The sequence below is a fragment of the Hydrogenophaga borbori genome, assembly GCF_003417535.1.
Classification (GTDB): Bacteria; Pseudomonadota; Gammaproteobacteria; order Burkholderiales; family Burkholderiaceae_C; genus Hydrogenophaga; species Hydrogenophaga borbori.
Genome location: NZ_QVLS01000002.1, coordinates 436,276 through 458,849, shown reverse-complemented (window position 1 = coordinate 458,849; position 22,574 = coordinate 436,276). Strand labels below are relative to the sequence as shown.

19 protein-coding genes are annotated in these 22,574 nt (G+C 70.3%); 8 read left to right on the top strand and 11 right to left on the bottom strand.

The genetic code is table 11. The features are described from left to right. Positions 1-19: 19 nt before the first annotated feature. From DY262_RS05120 to DY262_RS05110, 3 genes are all read left to right on the top strand, one after another. The gene (locus DY262_RS05120) at positions 20-1,723 is read left to right on the top strand and encodes a cation:proton antiporter domain-containing protein (protein ID WP_116957882.1); all 1,704 of its coding nucleotides are present in this window, start codon (positions 20-22) and stop codon (positions 1,721-1,723) included. Between the two features lie 49 nt (positions 1,724-1,772). Continuing rightward, positions 1,773-2,102, top strand: a complete 330-nt coding sequence (locus DY262_RS05115) for a hypothetical protein (protein ID WP_116957881.1) — start codon at positions 1,773-1,775, stop codon at positions 2,100-2,102. 88 nt (positions 2,103-2,190) lie between these two features. Further along, entirely contained in the window at positions 2,191-3,513 is a 1,323-nt protein-coding gene (locus DY262_RS05110) for a hemolysin family protein (RefSeq protein WP_116957880.1), read from the top strand. Between the two features lie 27 nt (positions 3,514-3,540). Here DY262_RS05110 and DY262_RS05105 read toward each other — a convergent pair whose 3' ends face one another. From DY262_RS05105 to DY262_RS05095, 3 genes are read right to left on the bottom strand one after another with little or no spacing between them, the layout of a single operon-like run. Next, positions 3,541-4,605, bottom strand: coding sequence for a maleylacetate reductase (locus tag DY262_RS05105; RefSeq protein ID WP_116957879.1), 1,065 nt, complete (start codon positions 4,603-4,605; stop codon positions 3,541-3,543). Positions 4,606-4,628: 23 nt separating this feature from the next. Next, positions 4,629-5,489: an NAD(P)-dependent oxidoreductase gene (locus DY262_RS05100; RefSeq protein ID WP_116957878.1), complete on the bottom strand. Its 861-nt coding sequence runs from the start codon at positions 5,487-5,489 to the stop codon at positions 4,629-4,631. Continuing rightward, positions 5,486-6,850, bottom strand: a complete 1,365-nt coding sequence (locus tag DY262_RS05095) for an amidohydrolase family protein (protein ID WP_116957877.1) — start codon at positions 6,848-6,850, stop codon at positions 5,486-5,488. The genes DY262_RS05100 and DY262_RS05095 overlap by 4 nt, the downstream gene beginning before the upstream one ends. Before the next feature lie 220 nt (positions 6,851-7,070). On the opposite strand from DY262_RS05095, the gene earP reads away from it, so the two are divergent. The 4 genes from earP to DY262_RS05075 all read left to right on the top strand — a co-directional run bounded on the left by earP (position 7,071) and on the right by DY262_RS05075 (position 10,627). Continuing rightward, positions 7,071-8,108: an elongation factor P maturation arginine rhamnosyltransferase EarP gene (gene earP, locus DY262_RS05090; protein ID WP_116958014.1), complete on the top strand. Its 1,038-nt coding sequence runs from the start codon at positions 7,071-7,073 to the stop codon at positions 8,106-8,108. A gap of 105 nt (positions 8,109-8,213) precedes the next feature. After that, positions 8,214-8,768 carry an elongation factor P gene (gene efp, locus DY262_RS05085; RefSeq protein WP_070397887.1) on the top strand — a complete coding sequence of 185 codons (555 nt, stop codon included), beginning with the start codon at positions 8,214-8,216 and terminating at the stop codon, positions 8,766-8,768. 70 nt (positions 8,769-8,838) lie between these two features. Next, the gene (locus DY262_RS05080) at positions 8,839-9,717 is read left to right on the top strand and encodes an AEC family transporter (RefSeq protein WP_116957876.1); all 879 of its coding nucleotides are present in this window, start codon (positions 8,839-8,841) and stop codon (positions 9,715-9,717) included. A gap of 16 nt (positions 9,718-9,733) precedes the next feature. Continuing rightward, complete coding sequence (locus DY262_RS05075; RefSeq protein ID WP_116957875.1) at positions 9,734-10,627, top strand: LOG family protein; 894 nt, start codon at positions 9,734-9,736, stop codon at positions 10,625-10,627. Between the two features lie 16 nt (positions 10,628-10,643). On the opposite strand, the gene DY262_RS05070 is transcribed toward DY262_RS05075, so the two are convergent. From DY262_RS05070 to DY262_RS05060, 3 genes are read right to left on the bottom strand one after another with little or no spacing between them, the layout of a single operon-like run. Beyond that, on the bottom strand, positions 10,644-12,026 hold the full coding sequence (locus tag DY262_RS05070) for an efflux transporter outer membrane subunit (RefSeq protein ID WP_181936419.1): 1,383 nt from the start codon (positions 12,024-12,026) through the stop codon (positions 10,644-10,646). After that, a complete protein-coding gene (locus DY262_RS05065) occupies positions 12,016-15,174 on the bottom strand; it encodes an efflux RND transporter permease subunit (protein ID WP_116957874.1) in 3,159 nt (1,052 codons plus the stop codon). The genes DY262_RS05070 and DY262_RS05065 overlap by 11 nt, the downstream gene beginning before the upstream one ends. 11 nt (positions 15,175-15,185) lie before the next feature. Then, positions 15,186-16,394: an efflux RND transporter periplasmic adaptor subunit gene (locus tag DY262_RS05060; protein ID WP_116957873.1), complete on the bottom strand. Its 1,209-nt coding sequence runs from the start codon at positions 16,392-16,394 to the stop codon at positions 15,186-15,188. Positions 16,395-16,505: 111 nt separating this feature from the next. Here DY262_RS05060 and DY262_RS05055 point away from each other — a divergent pair, with 111 nt between their 5' ends. Further along, entirely contained in the window at positions 16,506-17,246 is a 741-nt protein-coding gene (locus tag DY262_RS05055; protein WP_116957872.1) for a TetR family transcriptional regulator, read from the top strand. Here the strand turns inward: DY262_RS05055 and DY262_RS05050 are convergent. The 5 genes from DY262_RS05050 to DY262_RS05030 are packed head-to-tail and all read right to left on the bottom strand — an operon-like array spanning position 17,147 to position 22,529. Further along, the gene (locus tag DY262_RS05050) at positions 17,147-18,325 is read right to left on the bottom strand and encodes an MFS transporter (protein ID WP_425459284.1); all 1,179 of its coding nucleotides are present in this window, start codon (positions 18,323-18,325) and stop codon (positions 17,147-17,149) included. The two genes, DY262_RS05055 and DY262_RS05050, sit on opposite strands and share 100 nt — an antisense overlap. Then, complete coding sequence (locus tag DY262_RS05045) at positions 18,322-19,710, bottom strand: DNA recombination protein RmuC (RefSeq protein ID WP_116957870.1); 1,389 nt, start codon at positions 19,708-19,710, stop codon at positions 18,322-18,324. Before DY262_RS05045 ends, DY262_RS05050 begins: the two co-directional genes overlap by 4 nt. Before the next feature lie 2 nt (positions 19,711-19,712). Then, complete coding sequence (locus tag DY262_RS05040; RefSeq protein WP_116957869.1) at positions 19,713-20,711, bottom strand: 2-hydroxyacid dehydrogenase; 999 nt, start codon at positions 20,709-20,711, stop codon at positions 19,713-19,715. A 44-nt stretch (positions 20,712-20,755) separates the two neighbouring features. After that, on the bottom strand, positions 20,756-22,168 hold the full coding sequence (locus tag DY262_RS05035) for a sodium:proton antiporter (protein ID WP_116957868.1): 1,413 nt from the start codon (positions 22,166-22,168) through the stop codon (positions 20,756-20,758). A gap of 13 nt (positions 22,169-22,181) precedes the next feature. Then, positions 22,182-22,529, bottom strand: coding sequence for an FKBP-type peptidyl-prolyl cis-trans isomerase (locus tag DY262_RS05030; protein WP_070397898.1), 348 nt, complete (start codon positions 22,527-22,529; stop codon positions 22,182-22,184). Positions 22,530-22,574 lie beyond the last annotated feature (45 nt).

The following is a 22,574-nucleotide window of genomic DNA, read 5'->3' as shown; positions in this document are numbered from 1 at the left end:
CCACCGCCCCAGCCGCCGCATGCACACCAACCTCACGTTGATCAACACGATCGCCGCCGGACTCGGGCTGGCGCTGATCCTGGGGTTCATCTGTGCGCGCGTGAAGCTGCCGGCCCTGGTGGGCTACCTGCTGGCGGGCGTGATCATCGGCCCCTACACACCCGGTTTCGTGGCCGACACCGAGATCGCCTCGCAACTCGCCGAGATCGGCGTGATGCTGCTGATGTTCGGCGTGGGCCTGCACTTCTCGCTCGACGACCTGCTCTCGGTGCGCAAGATCGCCCTGCCCGGTGCCGTGGTGCAGATGGTGGTGGCCACGCTGATGGGCATGGCCATGGCGAGCTGGTGGGGCTGGGCCATCGGCCCCGCGCTGGTGCTGGGCATCTCGCTGTCGGTGGCCAGCACGGTGGTGCTGCTGCGCGCGCTGGAAAGCCTGGGCATCCTGGGCTCCATCACGGGACGCATCGCGGTCGGCTGGCTGGTGGTGGAAGACCTGGCCATGGTTCTCGTGCTGGTGCTGCTGCCGCCGCTGGCCGGCTTCCTGGGCGGCCACCCGCCCGACAGCAGCGGCGCCGAGTCCGTGGGCACCGCCCTGGGCTTGACGCTGCTGCGCGTGGGCGGCTTCGTCGCCCTCATGCTGCTGGTGGGGCGCAAGCTCTTCCCCTGGCTGCTGTGGCAGGTCACGCGCACCGGCTCGCGCGAGCTGTTCACGCTGTGCGTGGTGGCCGCGGCCCTGGGCATCGCCTTCGCCTCGGCCGAGCTGTTCGGCGTGTCCTTCGCTCTGGGCGCCTTCTTCGCCGGCATGGTGCTGCGCGAATCCGAGTTCAGCCACCGCGCAGCCGAAGAATCGCTGCCGCTGCGCGACGCCTTCGCGGTGCTGTTCTTCGTTTCGGTGGGCATGCTGTTCGATCCCTACGTGCTGATCGAGGAGCCGGTCCACGTGCTCGGCGTGGTGGCCATCATCGTGGTGGGCAAGTCGCTGGCGGCGGTGGCCCTGGTGCTGCTGATGCGCTACCCGCTGCACACCGCGCTCACCATCTCGGCCAGCCTGGCGCAGATCGGCGAGTTCTCCTTCATCCTGGTGGGACTGGGCGCCCAGCTGGGGCTCATGCCCGACGAGGGCCACAGCCTGGTGCTGGCAGGCGCGTTGATCTCCATCGCCCTCAACCCCCTGCTGTTCAAGGCCATCGAGCCGCTGCGCCAGCTGCTGCGCGAGCACTCCTTGCTGGTCCGCCGCCTGGAGGCGCGCGACGACCCGCTGGCCGAGCTGCCGCGCAGCACCGAGGCCAAGTACCTGTCGCGCCAGGTGGTGCTGGTGGGCTACGGCCGCGTGGGCCGGCGCATCGCGCAGGCGCTCAAGGCGGCGGGGCAGCCCTTCGTGGTGGCCGACCAGAACCGCGAGCGGGTGGAAGCCCTGCGCGCCAAGGGGATGGCCGCCGTGGTGGGCAACGCGGGCGATCCCGAGGTGCTGATCCAGGCCCACATTGCGCAGGCCCGCATGCTGGTCATCGCCACCCAGGACACGCTGTCGCTGCACCAGATGATCGAGACCGCGCGCACGCTCAACCCCGAGATACAGATCGTGGTGCGCTCGCACAACGAGGACGAGGCCGAGCGCATGAAGGCCGCGGGCGTGGGCACGGTGTTCCTGGGCGAGGCCGAACTGGCGCACGCCATGGCGCGCCACGTGCTGGCGCCACCGCCGCTGGAAAAGGCGCATTGACGGGGCCTGCCAAGGTCCCGCGGGACGGTTTCGTAAAATCGCCGCTCTTATGCGCCGCTGGCTCATTGCGCTGTTCGCCTGCCATTTCCTGCTCGGGGTGGTGGGCTTCGGCATCCCCGACCACATCGTCGACGTGCCGCGCGCGGCCGACGCGCTGATCGACGCCAACGCGAACCACCCGCTCGCCAAAAGCCAGAAAGGCCTGGCCGACCTGGAACACGCGCTGGGCGACGAGCTCCCCGACCTGCCCGACACGCTGCAGCGGCGCGCCGCGCCACCGCTGTCCCACGTGATGACCCCGGCCCAGGCGCCGGCCGACCTGGGTCCGCCGCCGGCGCCCCTGCTGGACGGACCGTTCCGCCCGCCCCGGCGCGCCTGAGCCACGCCCCTTTCCTGCTCCGTCCGCCCCGACGTGGCGCCACCCGCGCGCCACCGCGGACGGCCCGGCACTTGCTTGACACACCCCCATGGAAATTGCCTTACTGATCGCGCTCATCCTCCTCAACGGCGTCTTCGCCATGTCGGAGCTGGCGCTCGTCACCGCGCGCAAGGCGCGACTGCAGAAACTCATCGACGAAGGCGACGGCGCGGCCGCCGCGGCCGTCAAGCTCGGGGAAGACCCGAACCGCTTCCTCTCCACCATCCAGATCGGCATCACCTCCATCGGCGTGCTCAACGGCATCGTCGGCGAGGCCGCCCTGGCCGGGCCGCTGGCCATCTGGCTGCAAAGCCTGGGCGCGCCCGAACAGGCCAGCCAGTTCGGAGCCACCGCGCTGGTGGTGGTGGTCATCACCTACTTCTCCATCGTGGTGGGCGAGCTGGTGCCCAAGCGCTTGGGTCAGACCTACCCCGAATCGCTGGCGCGTCTGGTGGCGCGGCCCATCGACTGGCTGTCCAAGGCCACCAAGCCGTTCGTGATCCTGCTGTCGGTGTCCACGCGCGCGCTGCTGCGCCTGCTGGGCGTCAAAGAAGGCAACGCCAACGCCGTCACCGAGGAGGAAATCCACGCCATGCTGGCCGAGGGCACCAGCGCGGGCGTGATCGAATCGCACGAGCACGCCATGGTGCGCAACGTGTTCCGGCTCGACGATCGCCAGATCGGCTCGCTGATGGTGCCGCGCAGCGATGTGGTGGTGCTCGACCTGGAGGAGCCCTTCGAGGTCAACATGGCGCGCGTGGAAAGCAGCAACCATTCGCGCTTTCCGGTGGTCAAGGGCAACCTGGGCCAGCTGCAGGGCGTGCTCAACGCGCGCCAATGGCTGGCGCAGGCCATCCGCGGCACGGCGCGCGAACTGGCCGAGCAGCCGCTGCAAACGCCCCTGTACGTGCCCGAGACCATCACGGGCATGGAGCTGCTGGACAACTTCCGCCTCTCCGACGTGCAGATGGCCTTCGTGATCGACGAGTACGGCGAGCTGCAGGGCATCGTCACGCTGCAGGACCTCATCGAAGCGATCACGGGCGAGTTCCAACCGCGCGACCCGGAAACCGCCTGGGCCATGCAGCGCGAGGACGGCTCCTGGCTGCTCGACGGCCACATCCCCGTGCCCGAGCTGAAAGACCGGCTGGGGCTGCTCAGCGTGCCCGACGAAGAGCGCGGCCGCTACCACACCCTCAGCGGCATGCTGATGCTGCTGACGGGCCGCCTGCCGCGCGTCGGCGACTGCGCCACCTGGGAAGGCTGGCGCCTGGAGATCGTGGACATGGACGGGCGAACCATCGACAAGGTGCTGGCCACCCAGCTGCCCATCGATCCGCCCGCGCCCGAGGGCGAGCGCTCGGACAGCTGACGGCCGCACGGGGGCGGCCCCGGCCATTCAGGCCGGCGGCGCGCCCTCCCAGGCCGCCTGCAAGAGCGCTCGGATGGCCCGCCCCTCCAGGGGGCGCGGGTTCGGGTACTGGTTCTGCAAGGCGATCTCGCCCGCGCGGTCCAGGTCCTCGGCCTTCATGCCGAGGTCGCGCAGCGCCACCGGCGCGCCGTTGTCCTTCGCCAGGTCGAACACCGCCCGCGCGGCCTGCCCGTCGTCGCGCCCCAGGGCCCGCGCGATGCGCCGCATGGCCTGCGGCGCCGCGGCCGCGTTGTAGGCCAGCGCGTGCGGTAGCACCACGGTGTGCGTCTCGGCGTGCGGCAGGTTGAAGCTGCCGCCGAGGGTGTGGCACAGCTTGTGGTGCAGCGCCATGCCCACCGAGCCCAGCACGATGCCGCACAGCCAGGCGCCGTACAGCGCGTCGCCGCGCGCCTCCACGTCGCCGGCGCTCGCGCGGATGCGCGGCAGCGCGCGACCGATGGCGGCGATCCCCTCCTCCGCCATCAGGTCGATCACCGGATTGCCCTCCGCCGAGTACAGCCCCTCGGCCGCGTGCGCGATGGCGTTGAGGCCGCTGGTCACGCTCAGGCCCACGGGCAGCGTCAGCGTGAGCTCGGGGTCGTAGATCACGCTGCGCGGCAGCACCTTCAGGTCCTTGCCGGTCTTCTTCAGGCCGGCCTCGGTGATGCCGTAGATCGGCGTCATCTCCGAGCCCGCGTAGGTGGTGGGAATGGCCAGGATGGGCAGGCCCGAGTCGAGCGCGATGGCCTTGCCCAGGCCGGTGGTGGAACCACCGCCGATGGCCACGGCACAGTCCGCGCCGAGCCGCTGCGCCACCTCGCGCGCCTCGCGCGCGGTCTCGATCGGCACATGCATCACCGCGCGGTCGAAGATGCCGGCGGCCCTGTCGCCCAGCAACTGCGCCACGCGCTCGGCGCTGGCGCGCTGCTCCGGCGTGCACAGCACCAGCGCGCGCCGCGCGCCCATGGCCTCGATGGCCTGCGGCAGCTGGGCCAGCGCACCCGCGCCAAACACCACGCGGCTGGGCAAGCCTTGATAAACGAACGATCGCATGCGCTGCCTTTCTGTCTGTCGCGTCAATCGGTGTCCAGGCCGGCGGCCCGCTGCGCCACGCGGATGATGGCCGCATAGTCCAAGGCTTCGTCGCCCTGGGCCTGCGCGGCCGACATGAGCTGGCGCGTGGCCGCCGTCTGCGTCAAGGGCACCCGCAGGCGGGCGCCCTCGCCCAGGATGAGGTCGATGTCCTTGTTCATCTGTCCCACGGTGAAAGTGGGTGTGTAGTCGCGCTGGCTCAGCTGCACGCCCTTGGCCTTCACGATGGGCGAGGCGACGGCGCTGGCGCCGATGACCCGCCACATGTCCTGCCAGGCCAGGCCGCCCTTCTGCCCCAGGCTCAGCGCCTCGGCCAGCATGGCGCTGGTCTGCGCGATCATGAGGTTCACCACCAGCTTCATCAGGCGCGCCTGTTCGGCCTCGCCAAGCCAGAACTGCGTCGGCCCCCAGCGGCTCAGCAGGGGCAGCAGGCGCTCATGCAGCGCCTTCGGGCCCGACGCCATCACCGTGAGCTGCGCGGCCTCGGCCATGTGGTTGTTGCCCGAGACGGTGCAACGCAGCACCTGCACCCCGGCGCGCGCGCAGGCCTCGGCCGCGCGGGCCGAGGCCTCGGGCGACACCGTGCTGGTGTCCACCCAGGCCGCGCCTTTCGACGCGTGCGCGGCCACGCGCTCGCCCACGGCGAGCAGCGCCCCGTCGTGCGGCAACGACGAAACGATGAGCTCGGCCTGGGCCAGGCCATCGGCGACCGCCAGGCCGGCCTCGCGCGCCAGCGCCAGTCGGTCCGACGCCGGGTCCTCCACCGTGACACCGTGGCCGGCGGCGAGCAGGTGGCGCGCCATGGGCAAGCCCATCTTGCCGACGCCAATGAAGTGAACCTTCATGCAAAAACTCCATTCGATGCGCCCATGCCCATGGCGCGGATGATCTTCTCGCCCGACGCGCGCAGCGCAGCGAGCAGGGGGGGCAGGTCCACGCCGACGAGCTGGCCGGCGCGCTTGCGCCATTGCCCCGCGACCATGACCGAATCGATGTTGGCCAGCGTGGCCTGGAACACCACCGCGCTCACCGGGTCGTGCACGGGCTGCATGTTCAAGCCGTCCGCGCGGATCAGCACCAGGTCGGCCTGCTTGCCCGGGGCCAGGGTGCCGATGCGGTGCAGCTGGCGCAGCATGCGCGCGCCCTCGACCGTGATCCAGGCCAGCGCCTCTCGCGTGGTGATGCTGGTGGTGTCCGGGATGCCGCCGTGAGCGGCGCGGTGGGCCTCGTTGTCCAGGCTGCGCTGCATGCCCAGCGCGATGCGCGCCTGGCCGATCATGTCGCCGCCCAGCACGCTTTCCAGGTCCACGCCCAACGAGGGCGCGTGGCCCAGCGCGCGCAGCCGGCCCGTGAGCGGGTGGCCGTGGCCCTGGGTCATCTCGTTCTCGGCCGCGGCCGAAAAGCTCATGCCCAGGCCACAGAAGCGCTTGAGCTGCTCGTCGCTCAGCGCGTGGCCGTGCACGATGTTGATCTGCTCGCCCAGCAAGCCCAGCGCTTCCAGGTGCGCCCAACCCTCGGGCGTGCGCGGCGCACCGCCGCCCTGGTGAAGCGAGGCGATGAGGCCGAGGTCGCGGGCCATGCGGAAGTCGTGCACCGCCACCTCCAGCGTGCTGTAGTGCGGGCCCAGCACGGCGGCGTGCACGCTGAGCAGCGGCCGGCCCTGGTGGGCCTTGAGCAGGCGCTCGACCTCGGCGCGCGGGTGGGGCACCTCCCAGAACGGCACCTGGCCCGGCTGGGGGTCGGGCTTGGGCGTGCCATGGAAGAAGGCCGCGCGAATGCCCGAGGCCAGCAACGCGTCGACGGCCGCGTCGCTGTGCGCCGGCGTGGGGTTGTTGTGGCACCAGTCCACCAACGTGGTGGTGCCGCAGTTGAGCTGGTTGAGCGCCCCCGCCAGCGTGGCGATGCGCAGGTCCTCGGGACCGAACACCGTGGCCAGGCCGGCGTGCATGTGCCTGAAGTACTGCAGCAGCGTCCAGTTGGCGGCGACGCCGCGCAGCGCGGTCTGCCAGGTGTGCATGTGCGCGTTGACGAAGCCCGGCACCAGGATGCAGCCGGTGGCGTCGACCACCCGCGCGCCGTCCACCGACAGCCGCGGCGCGATGGCCTCGATGGTGTCGTCCACCACCAGCAGATCGCCGGCGGGCAGGTCGCCCTGCGCGTCCATGGTGACGATGGACGCGCCGCGGATGAGGGTGCGCTGCGCCATGTCCGGCTCAGCCCCGCGGGCCGCCGATCGCGCCCGCGTTCGGCGGCGCCATGCCCGCTTCCGTCCACTCGGCTGCTTGGCTCACGTGCGTGTCTCCTCTTTATCGGCGGTTCAGGGCGGCGAGTGTGTCCACGCACACCCCCCCGCGACAACCCGGCGCGCGGAAATCAGTTTTCCAGGGCCGGCCGGCCCCGCGTCGGATGCGGGCATGATCGCCCGCATGAGCACCCCGCGCACCTGGGACATCTTCTGCCGCGTGATCGACAACCACGGCGACGCCGGCGTCTGCTGGCGCCTGGCCGCGCAGCTGGGCGCGCGCGGCCAGGCCGTGCGGCTGTGGATCGACGACCCCGCGCCGCTGGCCTGGATGGCGCCCGAGGGCGCGTCCGGCGTGAGCGTGCGTCCCTGGCGCGAGCCCTTCGACGCGCAGGGCCTGGTGCCCGGCGAGGTCTGGATCGAGGCCTTCGGCTGCGAGCTGCCCGAGTCCTTCGTCGCCGCGCGCACCGGCGAGCCGGTCTGGATCAACCTGGAGTACCTGAGCGCCGAGGCCTGGGTCGAGCGCTGCCACGGCCTGCCCTCCCCCGTGATGAGCGGCCCGGGCCGGGGCCTCACCAAGCGCTTCTTCTACCCCGGCTTCACGGCGCGCACCGGCGGGCTGCTGCGCGAAGACGACCTGGCCAGCCGCCAGGCGGCATTCGACCGCGGGGCCTGGCTCACGGCGCAGGGCCTGCCCGCCCAGGGTCGGCGCATCGCGCTCTTTTGCTACGAACCGCCGAGCCTGCCGGCCATGATGGCGCAGGCCGAGGCGCACTGGCTGGTCACGCGGGGCCGCGCCGCCGCCGCCGCGATGGACCTGCCGCTGGCGCCGGGCGCCACGCGCCATGCCCTGCCCTGGCTGAGCCAGCGTGGCTTCGACGAGTTGCTCTGGAGCGCCGACCTCAACCTCGTGCGCGGCGAGGACTCCCTGGTGCGCGCGCTCTGGGCCGGCCAACCCTTCGTCTGGCAGATCTACCCGCAGCACGACGGCGCGCACCACGCCAAGCTGCAGGCCTTCCTGGACTGGCTGGACGCGCCGGCCAGCCTGCGCGCCTTCCACCACCACTGGAACGGCCTGCCGGGCGCGCCCGCCGAAGCGGCCTGGCCCGGCTGGGCCGAGGTAGACGGTTGGCGCGAGGTGGTGCAGGCCGCGCGCCAGCGCCTGCTCGCCCAGCCCGACCTCGCCACTCAGTTGGCCGAGGCGGTGGGGCGAAAACGGTAAAATAGTGGGTTTCGCGACAAACCCGCAACCCGGGCCCGGTCCATCCACCGCCGATGCCGGCCCCTCGCCCGAACCGCCGGGCGATCCCTTCAACGGAACTCCCTCATGAAAATCGCCCAAGAAATCCGCGCCGGCAACGTGATCATGCACGGCAAGGACCCGATGATCGTCCTGCGCACCGAATACGCCCGCGGCGGCCGCGGCGCCGCCACCGTGCGCATGAAACTCAAGGGCCTGCTCGGCAACATCGGCACCGAAGTCGTCTTCAAGGCCGACGACAAGATGGACCAGATCATCCTGGACCACAAGGAGTGCACCTACTCCTACTTCGCCGACCCCATGTACGTGTTCATGGACACCGACTACAACCAGTACGAGGTGGAGGCCGAGAACATGGGCGACGCCCTCAACTACCTGGAAGACGGCATGGCCGTCGAGGTGGTGTTCTACGAAGGCAAGGCCATCTCGGTGGAACTGCCCACCAGCGTGGAGCGCGAGATCACCTGGACCGAACCCGCCGTCAAGGGCGACACCTCGGGCAAGGTACTCAAGCCGGCCAAGATCGCCACCGGCTTCGAGATCCCCGTGCCGCTGTTCGTGAGCCAGGGCGATCGCATCGAGATCGACACGCGCACGGGCGAATACCGCAAGCGCGTCTGACCGCTTCCATTGCGTGATACGAAGGGCTCCACAGGGAGCCCTTCTGTTTGGAACGCCACGCCCGAGCGCCATGGACCTGATCACCCGCATCGCCGACATCATCATCCCGGTCTTCCTGATCGTGGCCATTGGCTATGGCTACGCGCGCCGCCGCCCGCCGGACCTCAGCAGCTTCAACCGCATCTCGCTCGACGTGCTGGCGCCCTTGCTGGTGTACTCGGCCCTGGCCTCGCGCGACTTCGCCATCGGCGAGCACGTGCCACTGCTCATCGGCGGCACGGCGCTGATCCTGGGCAGCGGCCTGCTGGCCTGGCCGCTGGCCAAGGCCTTCGGCGCGCAGCCCCGCACCCTGGTGCCGGTGGTCATGTTCAACAACTGCGGCAACATGGGCCTGCCACTGGCCCTGCTGGCCTTCGGACCCGCGAACTTCGGCGCCGCGGTGGCGCTGTTCTCGGTCAGCAACCTGCTGCACTTCTCGCTGGGCGCGCGCGTCACCAGCGCCGCCGCGCGCACGCGCGACCTGCTGCTCAGCCCATTGATGGTCGCCACCATGCTGGGCTTCTTCAGCGCCTTCACCGAACTGCGCCCACCGCCGGTGCTGCTGTCGGGCCTGAAGCTGCTGGGCGACGCCGCGCTGCCCCTGATGCTGTTCGCCCTGGGCGTGCGGCTGACCGGCCTGACGCGCCAGGGCCTGGCCCTGGGCCTGCTGGGCGCGCTGGCGCGCCCCCTGATCGGCCTGGCCATCGGCATCCCGCTGGCCTGGGCCATGGGCCTGGAGGGCGCGGCGCGCGGCCAGCTGCTGCTGTTCGCCGCCTTGCCGCCCGCCGTCATCCAGTTCATGCTGGCCGACCGATACCATCAGGAGCCCGAGAAAGTGGCCGCCTCCATCATGGTGGGCAATGCGCTGGCGGTGGTCTTCGTGCCGCTGGCGCTGGCCCTCGGGCTGTGACCCCGGAGTGAAGAACATGACCGACCCCCACACCGCCCCCCCTGCCACGCACGACATCACCGAACGCCGCCTGGCCGACGCCTGGGCCGAACTGCAGGCCCATTCGGACAGCGGCAACCCGCTGGCGGCCGACGCCTACCGCCTGGCTTTCGCCGACCCCGAGTTCCTGCTGCGGCGCGAGACGCGCGGCATCCGCATGCAGCTGGAGTTGCTCAAGCCCGACCTGGCGCAGCAACAGCTGGGCATCGAGAGCACCATCGTGGTGTTCGGCAGCGCGCGCTTTCGCGAACAGAGCGAGGCCGAGGCCAGCCTGCGCGCGGCCGAGGCCTCGGGCGAACCGCGCGCCATCGCCAAGGCCCGCGCCATGGTGCGCAACGCGCATTACTACGACCGGGCGCGCGAGTTCGGTCGCATCGTGGCCCAGTACAGCGCGCACTGCCTGCCGCACGAGAAGCTCTTCATCTGCACCGGCGGCGGGCCGGGCATCATGGAAGCGGCCAGCCGGGGCGCGCACGACGAGGGCGCGCTCAACGTGGGACTGAACATCGCGCTGCCGCACGAGCAGTCGGCCAACCCCTACATCTCACCGCGGCTGAGCTTCAAGTTCCACTACTTCGCGCTGCGCAAGATGCACTTCATGATGCGCGCGAAGGCACTGCTGGCCTTCCCGGGCGGCTTCGGCACGCTGGACGAGCTGTTCGAGGTGATCACGCTCGTGCAGTGCAAGAAGTCCAAGCCGGTGCCCATCCTGCTGTACGGCAGCGACTACTGGAAGCGCCTGCTGGACCTGGAGCTGCTCGTGGAGGAAGGCACGATCTCGCCCGAAGATCTGCAGCTCTTCCAGTACGTGGACGACCCCCAGGTGGCCTGGGAGGCGATCGTGAAGTTCTACCAGTTGCCGGCGGGCTGAGCCCACCGGCCCGGGCTCACTCCAGCCAGCCCCCGCCCAGCGCCGCGTACAGCGCCACGCGGTTCTGCTGCAGGGCCAGGCGCGTCTGCGCCTCGGCCTGCTGCGCCGCGAACAGCGCGCGCTGCGCGTCCAGTACGTCGAGGAAGCTCGCCACACCGTTGCGGTAGCGCAGGTCGGCCAGGCGGAAGCGGTCCTCCTCCGCCGTCACCTGGTCGCGCTGCGCCTGCAGCTGGTCGGCCAGCGTCGCGCGCCCGGCCAGCGCGTCGGCCACCTCGCGGAACGCCGTCTGGATCGCTTTTTCGTACTGCGCCACGGCGATGTCGCGCGAGACCTCGGCCGATTGCAGGCCCGCGCGGTTGCGGCCCGCGTCAAAGATCGGCAGCAGCGCCACCGGGTTCAGCGTGAAGCCCCAGCTGCCGTCCTTGAACAGGCCCGACAGGTCGCTGCTCGCCGTGCCCGCGCTGGCGGTCAAGGTGATGCGTGGAAAGAAAGCCGCGCGCGCCGCACCGATGTTGGCGTTGGCCGCGATCAGGGTCTGTTCGGCCTGGCGGATGTCCGCGCGCCGCGTGAGCAGGTCCGAGGGCAGGCCGGCCGGCACGTCCGCCAGCAAGGCGGCGTCGCCCTCGGCCACTTGCAGCAGCTCGGCCGGCACCGGCTCGCCCACCAGCAGGTTCAACGCGTTCACGTCGAGCGCACGCGCCCGCTGCTGCTGCGCCAGCGCCGCGCGGGCCGTGGCCGCGAGCGACTCGGCCTGGCGCAGGTCCAGCGCCGAGGCGGCGCCGTTGTCGAAGCGCAGCTTGGTCAGGCGCAGCGAGTCCTCGCGCGTGGCCTGAGTCTGGCGCGTGATGGCCAGCAGCGCCTCGTTGGTCTGCAGGCTCAGCCAGCTGCTGATCACCGCCGAGACCAGGCTGGTCTGCGCGGCGTTGCGCGCCTGTTCGCTGGCCAGGTAGTCGGCCAGCGCGGCCTCCTTGAGCGCGCCCAGGCGGCCGAAGAAGTCGATCTCCCAGGTGCTCAGGGCCAGGCCCACGCTGTAGGTGCTCTGGATGCCGCCGCTGCCGTTCGGCTGGCGGTTGCCGCTGGCGGCCACGCCGATGGTGGGGAACTGGTTGGCGCGCTGGATCTGGTACTGCGCGCGCACGCGTTCGATGTTGAGCGTGGCGACCCGCAGGTCGCGGTTGTTGTCGAGCGCGCGCTGCACGAGCTCGCGCAGGCGCGCGTCCTGCACGAAGTCGCGCCAAGCGGTGTCCGCCGCGCTGCGCACGCCCGCGGTGTCGGCCGCTTGCGGATAGGTCTGCGGCACGGGCGCGGCGGGGCGCTCGTAGGTGGGGATCATCGAGCAGCCGGCCAGCAGCAGCGCCGCCGCCAGCGGGCCAAGGCGGGTAGTGAAATCAGGATTCATCGTTGTCGACTCCATGTGCGCGCGCGCTCTCGCGGTCGCGCTGGTGTTGGCGCTCGCTGCCCTTGAAGAAGCGGCGCACCACCACGAAGAACAGCGGCACGAAGAACACGGCCAGCAAGGTGCCGGAGATCATGCCGCCGATCACGCCGGTGCCGATGGCGCGCTGGCTGGCCGAGCCTGCGCCCGACGCGATGAACAGCGGCACCACACCCAGCGTGAAGGCCATCGAGGTCATGATGATGGGCCGGAAACGCAGGCGGGCCGCGGCCAGTGCCGCCTCCATGGCGCTCTTGCCCTGGGCCTGCACGTCCTTCGCGAATTCGATGATCAGGATGGCGTTCTTCGCCGACAGGCCGATGATGGTGATCAGGCCGACCTGGAAGTACACGTCGTTCTGGTAGCCGCGCAAGAGCGTGGCCAGCAGCACCCCGACCACCCCCAGCGGCACCACCAGGATCACCGACAGCGGGATGGTCCAGCTTTCGTACAGCGCGGCCAGGCACAGGAACACCGCGAGGATGGCGAAGCCATAGAGCACCATGGCCTGCGCGCCGGCGAGCTTCTCCTCGCGCGAGGTGCCGGTCCATTCGTAGCCGATGCCCTGGGGCAGCTGCGTGGCCAGGCGCTCCATCTCGTTGAGCGCCGCGCCCGTGCTGTAGCCCGGCGCCGCCATGCCGCTGATGCGCATGGTGGGGTAGCCGTTGTAGCGCACCGTCTGCATGGGTCCGGTGATCCATTTCGTGGACGCGAAGGCCGACAGCGGCACGGCCTGGCCGCGGTTGTTCACCACGTTCAGCCGCAGCAGGTCATCGGGCTGCATGCGCGCCGCGGCCTCGGCCTGCACCACCACGCGCTGCAGCCGCCCGCTGTTCGGGAAGTCGTTCACGTAGCTGGAGCCCAGCGCGGTGCCGATGGCGGCGTTGATGGCGTCGAAGCCCACGCCCAGCGCCTGCGCGCGGTCGCGGTCGATGTCGAGCTGCAGCTGCGGCGCGTCCTCCAGGCCGTCGGGACGGACCTGGGTGAGCACCGGGCTTTGCGCGGCCAGCTGCAGCAGTTGCCCGCGCGCCTGGGTCAAGGCCTCGCGGCCAAGGCCGCCCCGGTCCTGCAGGCGGAAGCTGAAGCCCGAAGACGCGCCCAGCTCCGGAATCGGCGGCGGGCTCAGCGGGTAGATGAAGGCGTCGCGGATGCCCATGAGCGCGCCAAAGGCGCGGCCCGCCACGGCCTCGGCCGAGCTGCCGGGCGCGTGGCGCTCGGCCCAGTCCTTGAGCGTGATGAAGGCCAAGGCGGCGTTCTGGCCCTGCCCCGAGAAGCTGAAGCCCAGCACGCTGACCATGCTCTGCACCTCGGGCTGCTTGAGCATGTAGCCCTCGACCTGCTCCATCACCTCCAGGGTGCGCTCCTGCGTGGCGCCCGGGGGCAGCTGCACGTTCACGAGCATGGTGCCCTGGTCTTCGTTGGGCAGGAAGGAGGTGGGCAGGTTCACGTACACCCAGGCCGCCGCCGCGCCGATGGCCAGGTAGACGATGAGCATGCGGCCAGCCCGCGGCAGCAGCGCGCTCACCGTGCGCGAGTAGCCGCCGGTGGTGCGCGCGAAGCCGCGGTTGAACCAGCCGAAGAAGCCCTTCTTCTCGACGTGGTGCCCCTTGGGCACGGGCTTGAGCAGCGTGGCGCACAGCGCGGGCGTGAGCGACAGCGCCATGAAGGCCGAGAAGGCGATGGACACGCCCATCACCGCCGCGAACTGGCGGTAGATGTTGCCCACCGAACCGCTGAAGAAGGCCAGCGGCACGAACACCGAGATCAGCACCACGGTCACGCCGATGATGGCGCCCGAGATCTGACCCATGGCCTTGCGCGTGGCCTGCAAGGGTGGCAAGCCTTCCTCGCTCATGATGCGCTCGACGTTTTCCACCACCACGATGGCGTCGTCCACCACGATGCCGATCACCAGCACCATGCCGAACATGGTGAGCACGTTGATCGAGAAGCCCATGGCCAGCAGCACGGCGAAGGTGCCCAACAGCGCCACCGGCACCACGATGGTCGGGATGATGGTGTAGCGGAAGTTCTGCAGGAACAGGAACATCACCAGGAACACCAGCGCCACCGCCTCCAGCAGCGTCTGCGCCACCTGCTGGATGGAGATCTTCACGAAGCGCGAGCTGTCGTAGGGAATGGTCCAGCTCATGCCTTCGGGGAAGAAGCGCTCCAGCTCGGTGAGCTTGGCGCGCACCGCGTCGGCCGTGGCCAGCGCATTGCCGCTGGCCGACAGCTGCACGCCGATGCCGGTGGAGGGCTTGCCGTTCAGCCGGGCGGAGGTGGCGTAGGCCTGTGCGCCAAGTTCGATGCGCGCCACGTCCTTCAGGCGCACGGTGGCACCGCCGGGGGAGGCGCGCAGCACGATGTTGCCGAATTGCTCGACCGTGCCGAGCTGGCCGTTGACCACCACGGTGGCCGAGATGCCCTGCCCCGCCACGTTGGGCAGCGCGCCGATTTCACCCGCCGAGACCTGTGCGTTCTGCGCGCGGATGGCCGCGTTCACGTCGGCCGCGCTCAGGTTGAAGCCGAGCAGCTTGGCCGGGTCGATCCAGATACGCATGGCGCGCTCGGTGCCGAACAGCTGGGCCTGGCCCACGCCGGGCACGCGCTGGATTTCGGGCAGCACGCTGCGCGCGGCGTAGTCGCCCAGCGCCACCGGATCCCATTTGGGGTCGTCGCTGGTGAGGATGGTGAAGAGCAGGAAGTTGCTGCGCGCCTGGTCCACGCGCACCCCCTGCTGCGTCACGGCCGCCGGCAGGCGCGGCGACGCGCGCGACAGCCGGTTTTGCACGTCCACCTGCGCCAGCGCCGGGTTGGTGCCGGGCTGGAAGCTCAGCGTGATCGAGCCGGTGCCGTTGGCCTGCGCCACCGACTCCATATAGATCAGGCCGGGCGAGCCGTTCATTTCCTGCTCGATGATGGACAGCACCGAATCCTCGAGCGTCTTGGCGGACGCGCCGGGGTAGGTGGCGTTGATCGTGATGGAGGGCGGCGCCACCGGCGGGTACTGCGCGATGGGGAGCTGCGTGATGGAGACCGCGCCCATCACGATCACGAACAACGCGATCACCCACGCGAAGATGGGCCGGTCGATGAAGAACTTCGCCATGTGTGCTTGCCTCAGCTGGCCTTGGAAGGCGCGGCCCCATTGGGATTCTGCTCACCCGGCTTCTTCCAGGGCACGGGCTTGACGGTGCCGCCCGGATGCAGTTTCTGAAAGCCGTCGACCATGACCTGGTCGCCGGACTTGAGGCCCTCGGTCACGACCCACTGGCCCTCTTGCTGGCCCCGCACGGTGATGTTGCGCGGCGCGACCTTGCCTTCGCCGTCGACCACCATCACCGAATCACCCTGCGCCGTGCGCGTGACGGCCTGCTGGGGCAGCAGCAACGCATTGCCCGCCGTGGCCTGCTCGATGCGCACGCGCACGTACAGGCCGGGCAGCAGAACCCCGTCGGGGTTGGGCACCTCGGCGCGCAGCGTCACCTGGCCGGTGGCGCTGTCCACGGTGAGATCGGAGAACAGCAGGCGGCCGTCGCGGCCATAGACCGAGCCGTCCTCCAGCACGATCTTCACGCGAGCGACCTGATCGCCCGCGCCCTTGAGCGATCCGCTCTGCAAGGCGCGCCGCAGGCGGTAGACCTCGGAGGCCGACTGCGTGAAGTTCACGTACATGGGGTTGATCTGCTGGATCACGGCCAGCGGCGTGGGCTCGCCCTGCCCCACCAGCGCGCCCTCGGTCACCAGCGCGCGGCCGATGCGCCCGCTGATGGGCGCGGTGACGTTGGCGTAGCCGAGGTTGATGCTGGCGGTCTGCACCGCGGCGCGGCCGGCGGCCACGTCGGCCTCGGCCTGCTTCTGCGCGGCCTGGGCGTTGGCGTATTCCTGCTGGCTGATGGCGTTTTCCTTCACCAGCGGTCCATAGCGGTCGGCCAGGGCCTTGGCCTGGCTCAGGTTGGCCTCGGCGCGGGCCAGCGTGGCGCGCGCGCTCTGCAGCGTGGCTTGGTACGGCGCGGAGTCGATCTGGAACAGGCGTTGGCCGGCCTTGACCTCGCTGCCCTCGCGGAACAGGCGCTGCTGGAGGATCCCGGCGGCGCGCGCCCGCACCTCGGACACGCGCGAAGCCTCCAGGCGACCCGGGAGTTCGTTGACCAGGCCCACGTCGCCCAGGGCCACGGTGATCACGCCCACCTCGGGCGGCGGCGGCGCGCCGCCGCCGGCCTGGGCCGGGGCGCCCTGCTTGCCGCAGGCGGCCACCAGGGTGACCAGGGCGATGGCAACAACGGTTTTGGCCGCGCGGGAGCGCGGCAGCGGGAAGGAACTGGGCATGGAATAGACCTCGGCGCGCGGGTGGGCTCGGGAAACGCGCGAGTATACATACGTGAATGTATGTATATTCGGCTTTTTTCCGCAAAGCCCCTCTTTTACCAAAGTCCATTCATGGCCCGCCGCACCAAAGCCGAAGCACAGGAAACGCGCAACCGGCTGCTCGACGCCGCCGAGCGCCTGTTCCAGACCAAGGGCGTGTCGGGCACCACGCTGAACGACATCGCCACCGCCGCGGGCGCCACGCGCGGCGCGGTCTACCACCACTTCAAGGACAAGGCCGACCTGTTCAACGCCATGATGGAGCGCGTGACCCTGCCGCTGGAGACCTCACTCGCCGAGGCGGGCCGTGCGGCCGCCGCCGAGGACGATCCCCTGCGCTCCCTGCGCGACACCATGGGCAGCGCCTTGCGCCAGACGGCACGCGACGAGCGCACGCGGCGCGTGTTCGAGGTGGCCACGCACAAAGTGGAATACACCGACGAGATGCAGGCCGTGCGCGATCGCCACCTGCGGGTGCGCAACGAGTGCATGGCGGTGACCCGCGATACCCTGCAGCTGGCCGCGCAGCGCCAGGGCCTGAGCCTGCCCATTCCCCTGTCGGCGGCGGCGCTGGGCCTGCACGTGATGATCGACGGCCTGATTCAGAACTGGCTGCTCGACCCCAAGGCCTTCGACCTGGTCACGCGCGGACGCCAGACCATGGACATCTACCTCACCGGCCTGGGCTTTCGGGAGCCAGCGGCCGACGGTCCTCAGGGCCGAGAGCGTTCCGGCGGCGCGACCGCCGGCCGCAAGCGCCAGGCCATGGGCGAGGCCATGCCCACCACGCCCCCCACGGCCCAGAACACGTAGGCCACGCCCACCGCCGCGCCGGCCGAGCCGAACAGCAGGGGCATCGCGACGCTCGATCCGTTGATGGCCATGGCGCGCAGGCCCAGGGCCTCGCCGTGGCGGTGCGGCGGGGTCATCTGGTGCAGCATGCTCATGATCATGGGCTGCACCGAGCCCAGCGCGAAACCCAGCAGCACCGACAGCGTGGCCATGGCCCAGGCCGCGTGCGCGAAGGGGTAGAGGGCGAACAGCGTGGCGGTGGCGAACATGGCCGCGGCGATCACCGCCGATTCGCGCAGGCGCGCGGCGATCCAGGGCATGAGCACGCGGATGGCCGTGGCCGCGAGCGCGAAGCCGCCCAGGATGGCGCCGATGGCGGTGGCGCTCAGGCCGCGCTCGTAGCCCAGCACGGGCACCAGGAAGGTGTGCACGTCCCAGCAGGACGACAGCATCCAGTTCAGGGCCATCAAGCGGCGGAAATCGGGCTGGCGCAGCAGGTCCCAGGACGAACGTTTGCGGGCGCCTTCGGGCGCGGACTCGCGCGGCAGTTCCTGCGTGCGCCGCACCCACCACCAGGCCAGCCAGGGCAGCAGCGCGAGCACCAGGTAGGCCCAGCGGAACCCCGCGTGGTCGATGACGAAGCCGGCCAGCACCGGTCCCAGGAAGTTGGAGATCGACGGCCCCACCGCCATCCAGCTGAACACCTGGCGCAGCTCGGTCGCGTCGTGCGCGAGCCGGCCCACGTGGCGCTGCAGCGCGATCATGGCCAGGCCACTGGCGGCGCCACAGGTGGTGGCCGACAGGCACAGCACCCAGAACGTGGGCCAGGCCACGGCCGCCAACCCGCCCAGGCTGGCCACGGTCACGGCCAGGCGCACCGGGCGCTGCAGGCCGTGCCGGTCGGCGAAGCGGCCGGCCGGCAGCGCCAGGAACACCGGCGCCAGCGCAAACAGCGCCAGCAGCACGCCCACCGACCAGGCGCTGTGGCCTTCGCGCAGCGCCATCAGGGGCGCCGCCATGCGAAAGCCGGTCATGCAGGCGTGCACGCTGATCTGCGAAGCGATCAGCCGCGCGAGATCCACGCGCAAGCGGGGGTTCAAGGGGCCTCGGGGTCGGAGGGGTCGCTGTCCAGCGGCAGCAGCGCGCTGCTGCGGTCCTGCGGCAGCGCTTCCACGGTCTTGAGCGCACGGCCCATGGCGCGGCTGCGCACCTCGGCCTGGTCCAGGGTGTTGAGCACCGTCTGGGTCTGGCTCTTCACGCGCGCCAGCACGTCGCCGAACTTGCCGAACTCGGTCTTGACCGCGCCCAGCACCTGCCAGACCTCGCTGCTGCGCTTTTCCAGCGCCAGCGTGCGAAAGCCCATCTGCAACGAGTTGAGCATGGCCATCAGCGTGGTCGGGCCGGCCAGGGTGACGCGGTGCTCGCGCTGCAGCAACTCCATCAGGCCGGGGCGGCGCAGCACCTCGGCGTACAGGCCCTCGGTGGGCAGGAACAGGATGGCGAAGTCGGTGGTGTGCGGCGGCTCGAGGTACTTGTCCGCCATGGACTTGGCCTCCAGGCGGATGCGCTGCTCCAGTGCACGGCCCGCGGCCTCGGCGCCGTCCCCGTCGGCGCGCTGCTGGGCGTCGAGCAGGCGCTCGTAGTCTTCGTTCGGGAACTTGGCGTCGATCGGCAGCCAGCAGGGCGCGCCGTCGTCGCCACGGCCCGGCAGGCGCACCGCGAAATCGACCGGGTTGCGCGTGCCGGGGCGCGTGACCACCTGGGCCGCGTACTGGTCGGGCGCGAACACCTGCTCCAGCAGCGCCGCCAGCTGGGCCTCACCAAACATGCCACGCGTCTTCACGTTGGTGAGCAGGTGCTTGAGATCGCCCACGCCTTGCGCCAGCGTCTGCATCTCGCCCAGGCCCTTGTGCACCTGCTCCAGGCGGTCGGCCACCTGCTTGAAGCTCTCGCCCAGGCGCGCCTGCAGCGTGCTCTGCAGCTTCTCGTCGACCACGGCACGCATCTCGTCGAGCTTCGCGGCGTTGCCTTGCTGCAGCTGCGTGAGCTGAGCGTCCAGCGTGGTGCGGATCTCGGCCAGGCGGCGCGCGTTGGCCTCGCTCATGTCCTGCAGCTGGCGCGTCAGCGCGTCGCCCAGCGCGCCGCGCAGCTGCACCAGCTGCTGGGCGAAGCCGTCGAGCTGCGCGTTCTGCGTGCGCGTGGTTTCAGCCGACTGCGCGGTGATGGATTCCTGGAAGCGGCTCAGGCTCTCCTGCTGCTCCTGTCGTGCGTTGCGGGCGTTGTCGCTCACCTCGCGCCGCAGCTCGCCTTCCACATGCTCCACGCGCTGGGCGATCTGTTGGAGCTGCGCCAGCACCGCCTGGCGGTGGGCGATGTCCTCCGGCGACACCGGGGGAGGTTCGGGCCGGCGGCGCCACAGCAGGAGCTGCAGCGCCACGCCCACGAAGGCCAGCGCCAGCAGCGCGATCAGCAACCAGGTGTCCATGGTCAGGCGCGCGCGCCTTTCCCGATGATCTCGGCGTTGAGCGGCGTGCGCGGCTGGCCGGTGGTGAGGTAGTCGATCACGTTGTCGGCCGCCAGCATGGCCATGGCGCGCCGCGTCTGGATGGTGGCGCTGGCGATGTGCGGCGTGAGCACCACGTTGGGCACGGTGAGCAGATCGGGGTGCACCTGGGGTTCGCCTTCGAACACGTCCAGGCCGGCGGCGGCGATGCGCCGCTCCTTCAGCGCCTTCGCCAGCGCCGCGTCGTCCACGATGCCACCGCGCGCGATGTTGACCAGCGTGGCGCTGGGCTTCATCTGAGCGATCTCGGCCGCGCCGATGGCGTGGTGGCTTTCCTTGCTGTAGGGCAGCACCAGGATCAGGTGGTCGGCCTCGCGCAGCAGCGTGGCCTTGTCCACGTAGCGGGCCTGGCATTCGGCTTCGGTGGACGGATCCAGGCGCGAGCGGTTGTGGTAAATCACCTTCATGCCGAAGCCCAGGGCGCCGCGGCGCGCGATGGCCTGGCCGATGCGGCCCATGCCCAGGATGCCCAGGGTACTGCCATGCACCTCGGCACCGGCGAACATGTCGAGCGCCCATCGGTTCCACTGGCCGGCGCGCAGGAAATGCTCGCTCTCGGTGAGTCGGCGCGCGGTGGCCATGAGCAGCGCGAAGCCGAAGTCGGCCGTGGTTTCGGTGAGCACGTCGGGCGTGTTGGTGGCCAGCACGCCGGCCGCGCTGAGCGCGGGCACGTCGAAGTTGTTGTAGCCCACCGCGATGTTGGCCACGATGCGCAGCGAGGGCACGGCCTGGACGATGGCGCCGTCGATGCGCTCGCTGCCGGTCGTCAGGGCGCCCACCTTGCCCTGCAGGCGCGCGATGAGCTGGGCCGGCGCGAGCACGCCATCGGCGTCGTTGTGATCGACCTCGAAGTGCTGGCGCAGGTGCTCGACGACCTCGGGGAAGATCTTGCGGCTGATGAGGATGGCGGGCTTGGCGGCCATGCGGCGGGTCTCCTTGGGGTGGTGTTGTCGGGAAACGGGGCAGGTCAGAGGAACCAGATCCAGGTGACGACCAGGAACAGCGGCACCAGAATGACCACCGACCAGGCCATGTAGCCGAAGAAGCTGGGCATCTTCACGCCACGGTCCTCGGCGATGGCCTTGACCATGAGGTTGGGCGCATTGCCGATGTAGGTGTTGGCGCCCATGAACACCGCGCCGGCCGAGATGGCGATCAGCGTGGGCGCCAGCGTGGTCATCAGCACCTGCGGATCGCCACCAGCCGTGTTGAAAAACACCAGGTAGGTGGGCGCGTTGTCCAGGAAGGAGCTCAGCGCGCCCGTGGCCCAGAAGTACATGGCGTTGTTCGGCGAACCGTCGGCGTGCGTGACCGCGCGGATCACGGCCGCGAAGGGTCCGTCCACGCCCGCCTTGAGCATGGCGATGACCGGGATGATGGTCAGGAAGATCGCCGCGAACAGCTTGGCCACTTCCTGCATGGGAGCCCAGTTGAACTGGTTGCCCTCATGCGCGCTCTCCGGCGTGATGCGCAGCGAGACCAGCGTAACGATGATCAGACCGACGTCGCGCACGATGCCGGGCAGGCCGACCTCGGTGCCGGCCACGTTGAACACCACAGCGGACTTCCACAGGCCGCTCATCAACACCAGCACCACCACCACGCCCAACAGCGCGAAATTGATGGCGCCGTCGAAGCCCAGGCGCGGCGTGTCGGGCGTGGGATCGGGCGCGCGGACCTCCTCGCGGCGGCGGTAGTAGTACGAGTCGATCAGATAGAACAGCACCAGCAGCACGCCGATGATGAAACCGGTCTTGGCCCACAGATGCTCGAGCGTCCAGAAGAAGCCCACGCCCTTGAGGAAGCCCAGGAACAGCGGCGGATCGCCCAGCGGCGTGAGGGCACCACCGGCGTTGGACACGATGAAGATGAAGAAGACCACCACATGCACCTGGTGCCGGCGGTTGTCGTTGGCGCGGATCAGCGGGCGGATCAGCAGCATGGAGGCGCCGGTGGTACCCATGAAACTGGCGAGCACCGCGCCGATGGCCAGAATGCCCGTGTTCAGCCCCGGGCTGCCGTGCAGGTTGCCGCGCACGAAGATCCCGCCGGCCACGGTGAACAGCGCCGTGAGCAGGATGATGAAGGGGATGTACTCGGCCAGCGCCGCGTGCACCACCGCGGCGCCCGTGGCGCCAGCGCCGAACGTGAGGGCGAAGGGCACCAGGAAGACCAGTGCCCAGGCTGCCGACACCTTGCCGAAATGGTGGTGCCAGAACATGGGCGCCAGCAGCGGCATGACGGCAATGGACAGCAGCACGCCGGCGAAGGGCAGGCCCCACCAGGCGGACAGCTGGCTGCCGTCGAGCTCGGCGGCGCCGGCCAGGCCGGGCAACAACAGGCACGACAGGGCCAGGGCCCTGAGCGAAAGGGAGCTCACGACGCGCTCCCGTTCAGACGGCCAGCAGGTCGACTTCAAACAGCAGCGTGGCGTTGGGCGGGATCACACCGCCCGCGCCGCGCGCGCCGTAGCCCAGCTCGGCCGGGATCACCAGGCGGCGCGTGCCACCGACCTTCATGCCCTGAACGCCCTCGTCCCAACCGCGGATGACGTGGCCCATGCCCAGCGGGAATTCGAAGGGTTGGCCGCGGTCCTTGCTCGAATCGAACTTGCTGCCGGCGGCGCCGTTGACGTACAGCCAGCCTGTGTAGTGCACCTGCACCGGTCGGCCTGCCTGGGCTTCCTCGCCCTGCCCGACCACGGTGTCTTCGTATTGCAGGCCGCTGGGGGTGGTGATCATGTCTGTCTCCTGAAGAAGAAAAGGGAAAACGGAAAGAGCAGGTGG

Bases quoted from the DNA above. Each gene is read 5' to 3' on its own strand.
- DY262_RS05120 (WP_116957882.1), top strand. From the start codon at position 20: ATGCACACCAACCTCACGTTGATCAACACGATCGCCGCCGGACTCGGG.
- DY262_RS05115 (WP_116957881.1), top strand. From the start codon at position 1,773: ATGCGCCGCTGGCTCATTGCGCTGTTCGCCTGCCATTTCCTGCTCGGG.
- DY262_RS05110 (WP_116957880.1), top strand. From the start codon at position 2,191: ATGGAAATTGCCTTACTGATCGCGCTCATCCTCCTCAACGGCGTCTTC.
- DY262_RS05105 (WP_116957879.1), bottom strand. From the start codon at position 4,605: ATGCGATCGTTCGTTTATCAAGGCTTGCCCAGCCGCGTGGTGTTTGGC.
- DY262_RS05100 (WP_116957878.1), bottom strand. From the start codon at position 5,489: ATGAAGGTTCACTTCATTGGCGTCGGCAAGATGGGCTTGCCCATGGCG.
- DY262_RS05095 (WP_116957877.1), bottom strand. From the start codon at position 6,850: ATGGCGCAGCGCACCCTCATCCGCGGCGCGTCCATCGTCACCATGGAC.
- earP (WP_116958014.1), top strand. From the start codon at position 7,071: ATGAGCACCCCGCGCACCTGGGACATCTTCTGCCGCGTGATCGACAAC.
- efp (WP_070397887.1), top strand. From the start codon at position 8,214: ATGAAAATCGCCCAAGAAATCCGCGCCGGCAACGTGATCATGCACGGC.
- DY262_RS05080 (WP_116957876.1), top strand. From the start codon at position 8,839: ATGGACCTGATCACCCGCATCGCCGACATCATCATCCCGGTCTTCCTG.
- DY262_RS05075 (WP_116957875.1), top strand. From the start codon at position 9,734: ATGACCGACCCCCACACCGCCCCCCCTGCCACGCACGACATCACCGAA.
- DY262_RS05070 (WP_181936419.1), bottom strand. From the start codon at position 12,026: ATGAATCCTGATTTCACTACCCGCCTTGGCCCGCTGGCGGCGGCGCTG.
- DY262_RS05065 (WP_116957874.1), bottom strand. From the start codon at position 15,174: ATGGCGAAGTTCTTCATCGACCGGCCCATCTTCGCGTGGGTGATCGCG.
- DY262_RS05060 (WP_116957873.1), bottom strand. From the start codon at position 16,394: ATGCCCAGTTCCTTCCCGCTGCCGCGCTCCCGCGCGGCCAAAACCGTT.
- DY262_RS05055 (WP_116957872.1), top strand. From the start codon at position 16,506: ATGGCCCGCCGCACCAAAGCCGAAGCACAGGAAACGCGCAACCGGCTG.
- DY262_RS05045 (WP_116957870.1), bottom strand. From the start codon at position 19,710: ATGGACACCTGGTTGCTGATCGCGCTGCTGGCGCTGGCCTTCGTGGGC.
- DY262_RS05040 (WP_116957869.1), bottom strand. From the start codon at position 20,711: ATGGCCGCCAAGCCCGCCATCCTCATCAGCCGCAAGATCTTCCCCGAG.
- DY262_RS05030 (WP_070397898.1), bottom strand. From the start codon at position 22,529: ATGATCACCACCCCCAGCGGCCTGCAATACGAAGACACCGTGGTCGGG.